Consider the following 4,148-nt stretch of genomic DNA (forward strand, 5'->3'; position numbering starts at 1 on the left):
GTCTGCGTGTACTCGTACACGTCCTCGATCGGCGCGTTCCAGATGTCCTCGAGGAAGCCGGTCTCGACGGCGCGGCCGAAGACGTTCTGGTCGATGGAGTACGGGGACTTCTTGGTGGTCGCGATCGGCAGGCCCTTGGCCTCGCAGAAGGCGATGGCCTTGTCACGGGTCATGGCGTAGTCGCGGACCGGGGCGATGCACTTCAGGTCGGGGGCGAGGGCGACGATGCCGGCCTCGAAGCGGACCTGGTCGTTGCCCTTGCCGGTGCAGCCGTGGGCGACGGTGGTGGCGCCGTGCTTCTGCGCGGCGGCGACGAGGTGCTTGACGATCGTCGGCCGGGACAGCGCGGAGACCAGCGGGTAGCGGTCCATGTAGAGGGCGTTGGCCTTGATCGCCGGGAGGCAGTACTCCTCGGCGAACTCGTCCTTGGCGTCCGCGACCTCGGCCTCGACGGCACCGCAGGCGAGCGCGCGCTTGCGGATGACGTCCAGGTCCTCGCCGCCCTGGCCGACGTCGACCGCAACGGCGATGACCTCGGCGCCCGTCTCCTCGGCGATCCAGCCGATGGCGACGGAGGTGTCCAGACCGCCCGAGTAGGCGAGTACGACGCGCTCGGTCACGGGTTTCTCCTTACAGTGCATTCGCTGACATGCATGAGTATGCAGTAGTCCGCATGAATCGTCAATCCACTCGCGAATCCGGGGCCGGGTTGAACATCTGAAACCGCTTTCGCGTACTTGTCGCCGGACGCAGGCGCCGCGTCGGACCGATCGAGACAGCACGACAGACACCCGTCCCCCCCGACCCGAGTGAGGCATCCGCATGTCCAGGGCCCTTCCGAAGTACAACAAGCGCCGCGTCGGCTTCATCGGCGGCGCGGCCGCGCTGGCGCTGTCCGGCGCGGTGATCGCCGGCTCCGCCCTCGCCGGCGAGTCGTCCGGGGACGGCGGCGACACGGACGCCCGGACGCTGGCGGGACCGGGCACGATCTCCTGCCCGGACGTGGCCCCGGAGCTGCCCGCGATCCCCGCCACCGCCCAGGCCGAGGTCGAACGCAACCTCGGCGACCTCGACAAGCAGATCGCCGAAGCCAACAAGCGCCTCGCCGACACCGTCGGACAGGGCGGACCCGACTTCGTCCAGAACGCCATCCTCGGCCCCCTCGAGGACAAGCGCGTCGCCGCCATCAACCGCATCGCCACCGCCATCGGCCGCACCGCCGAACGCCCCTCGGGGCTGGACTCCCTGGCCGCCTGCACGCTCACCAAGTGAGGTGACAGGCGCCGTGGCCGCCCCGTACAAGCGCCGGCCGGGGCGGCCACGGTCTCTTCCGGCGTCCGGCCCCCGGGAAATTCCTTAGACAGACGAAAGACCTGCTCCCATAATCGGTTGACATGGGAAAGACCTATGAGCGCATAGACGGCCGCCTCCGCACCTTCATCGAGGAACAGCCGGTCTTCTTCACCGCCACCGCCCCCCTGTCCGCCGACGGCACGGTCAACCTCTCGCCCAAGGGGCTCAAGGGGTCCTTCGCGGTCCTCGACGAGCTCACCGTCGCCTACCTCGACTTCGCCGGCTCCAACGCCGAGACCATCGCCCACCTGCGGGAGAACGGCCGGATCACCCTGATGTGGTGCGCGTTCCAGGGGCCGCCGAACATCGTGCGCGTGCACGGGCGCGGCGAGCCCGTCTTCCGGGACGACCCGCGCTTCGGGGAACTGCTCACCCGCTTCCCCGACATCGACCCCTCGCTCCACGGCCTGCGCGCCGTCATCGTCGTGACGGCCGAACTGATCCGGGACACCTGCGGATACGCGGTGCCCTTCATGGCGTACGAGAGCGAACGGGACCTGCACGAGAAGCGGTTCGCGCGGGAGGACGACGCCTCGCTCGACGCGTACTTCACCAAGAAGGAGTACGTCGCGACCAGCCTGGACGGACTTCCCGGGCTGCCGTTGCCGCTGCCCCCCTCCACCGTCTGAGCCATGCGCCCAGGTGCCGCCCCCGCCGCCGTGCTCGTCTCCCTGTCCCTGCTCGCGCTCGGCGCCGGCCGGCCGTCCACGCCACTGCCGGACCGGATGGCGGACACCGGGGGCGGCACCCAGCTGATCACCGCGGTGGCTCCCGGCCCCGGCTCGACGACCGGGACCGTCACCTGGTGGGACCGCGAGGACGGCCGCCGGGTCGCGGCCGGTTCCGCCCCGGCCCGCTTCGGGGCGAACGGGCTCGTCGAGGGCACGGTCCGGCGGCAGGGCACGCACACGACCCCGACCGGGCTGTACGGGATGCCGTACGCCTTCGGCATCGAGGCGGCACCGCGCGGGACGGCGTGCACCCACCGCCCCGTACGGCGGGACTCCTGGTGGTGCCAGGACGGCGGCTCGCGCTCCTACAACCGCTGGACCGGGCCCCGCGCGGCCGACTGCCGGGCCGCCGAGGCCGAGCGCCTGACCGGCTACCGCACGCAGTACGCCCATGCCCTCGTCATCGGCTTCAACCACCACCGCCCGGTGCGCGGCCGGGGAGCCGGAGTCTTCCTCCACGTCAACGGGCGCGGGGCGACGGCGGGATGCGTGTCGGTACCGAGGACGGCGATGCGGAAGACCCTGCGCTGGGCCGATCCCGCGCGGGATCCGCACATCGCGATCGGGACGGAGAGCGGGCGCACGGCGATCACTCGCCGCTGAACCGCGGATTCCCTCTGAACGCTCCCGCGTGACGGCACGTATCTGTGGGCCAAGGGCCGAGTCCCCACGGAGGAACCGTGACCACCACGCTCGCCGGCGGCCGTGCCGCCCGCCGCCAGACGATGCGCCGCATCCGTCCGCGCCGCTCCCCCGCCGTGCCGTTGCTGCTCGCCGTCGGTGCGGGCGCGGTGGCCGTGCTGTGGTTGTGGTGGACCAGCACACCGTCCATCGCGGACACCACCGGGAAGATCGTCGCCGCGGGCCGGATCACCGGTCTGCTCGCCGGCTACCTGATGGCCCTGGTGGTGCTCCAGATGGCGCGGGTACCCGCGCTGGAGCGCCGGGTGGGTTCGGACCGGGTCGCCCGCTGGCACGCGATGAGCGGCCGCTACACCGTCAGCCTGGTGATCGCGCACGTCTTCCTCATCATGTGGGGCTACGCCCGCCAGGCGGGCAGGAGCCTCGGCGACATCGTGCAGCAGACCATCACCTCCATCAACACGCTGCCGGACATGGGCAAGGCCGCCATCGGCACCGGGCTGCTGTTCGTCATCGCCTTCCTCTCCATCGGCCCGGTCCGGCGCCGGCTGCCGTACGACGGCTGGTACCACGTGCACCTGCTGACGTACGCGGCGGTCTTCCTGACGTTCTGGCACCAGATCACCACCGGCAACGAGTTCGCCGTCGAACCGACCGCGAAGACCTTCTGGTACGGGCTGTACGGCGCCGTGACCGCGCTGGTCCTGTGGTACCGGATCATCACCCCGGTGCGGCTGAACATGCGGCACCGGATGCGGGTGGAGGCGGTCGTCGAGGAGACGCCGGGCATCGTGTCCGTGCTGATCGGCGGGCGCAGGCTGCACCGGATGGGCGCGGAGGCCGGGCAGTTCTTCCGCTGGCGGTTCAAGGCGCCGGGCATGCGGTTCAGCTCCCACCCGTACTCGCTGTCGGCGGCGCCCCGGCCGGACATGCTGCGGATCACGGTCAAGGCGATCGGCGACCACACCTCACGGCTGCGCGAGCTGGAGCCCGGCACGAAGGTGTGGGCGGAGGGCCCGTACGGGGCGCTGACCGCGCAGCGCCGCAGCCGCGGCAAGGTGCTGCTGGTGGCGGGCGGGGTGGGCATCACCCCGATGCGGGCGCTGTTCGAGACGCTGCCCGGCGCCTCCGGCGACATCACGCTGCTCTACCGGGCCAACAGCACACAGGACCTGGCGCTGTGGGGCGAGCTGGCGAAGATCGCCGACGAGCGGGGCGCCCGGCTGATGTACGCGGTGAACAGCCCCGACGGGGAGCGCCCCGACATCTCGGCGGAGAGCCTGCGGCGGAAGATCCCGGACGTCGACCGCCACGACGTGTTCATGTGCGGTCCGCCCGGGTTCGCGCAGTCGGTGTACGAGGCGCTGCGCGGCGCCGGGGTCCCCGCGCGCCGTATCCACCACGAGTCGTTCGAGATGTGAG

At 71.3% G+C, this 4,148-nt stretch carries 5 protein-coding genes; 4 read left to right on the forward strand and 1 reads right to left on the reverse strand.

Annotated features, from left to right (window positions below):
- On the reverse strand, positions 1–620 hold a 620-nt coding region (argG, locus tag B7767_RS27225; RefSeq protein WP_085574496.1), incomplete at its 3' end, for an argininosuccinate synthase.
- Positions 621–822: 202 nt separating this feature from the next.
- Here argG and B7767_RS27230 point away from each other — a divergent pair.
- The 4 genes from B7767_RS27230 to B7767_RS27245 all read left to right on the forward strand — a co-directional run bounded on the left by B7767_RS27230 (position 823) and on the right by B7767_RS27245 (position 4,147).
- A complete protein-coding gene (locus B7767_RS27230) occupies positions 823–1,272 on the forward strand; it encodes a hypothetical protein (RefSeq protein WP_085574492.1) in 450 nt (149 codons plus the stop codon).
- A 122-nt stretch (positions 1,273–1,394) separates the two neighbouring features.
- A complete protein-coding gene (locus B7767_RS27235; RefSeq protein ID WP_085574493.1) occupies positions 1,395–1,982 on the forward strand; it encodes a pyridoxamine 5'-phosphate oxidase family protein in 588 nt (195 codons plus the stop codon).
- 3 nt (positions 1,983–1,985) lie between these two features.
- Positions 1,986–2,687 (forward strand): hypothetical protein, encoded by a 702-nt coding sequence (locus B7767_RS27240; protein WP_085574494.1) that lies wholly within the window; start codon positions 1,986–1,988, stop codon positions 2,685–2,687.
- A 77-nt stretch (positions 2,688–2,764) separates the two neighbouring features.
- Positions 2,765–4,147, forward strand: a complete 1,383-nt coding sequence (locus B7767_RS27245; protein WP_085574495.1) for a ferric reductase-like transmembrane domain-containing protein — start codon at positions 2,765–2,767, stop codon at positions 4,145–4,147.
- Position 4,148: the final 1 nt, after the last annotated feature.

It is taken from the genome of Streptomyces sp. 13-12-16 (assembly GCF_002114215.1).
Lineage (GTDB): Bacteria > Actinomycetota > Actinomycetes > Streptomycetales > Streptomycetaceae > Streptomyces.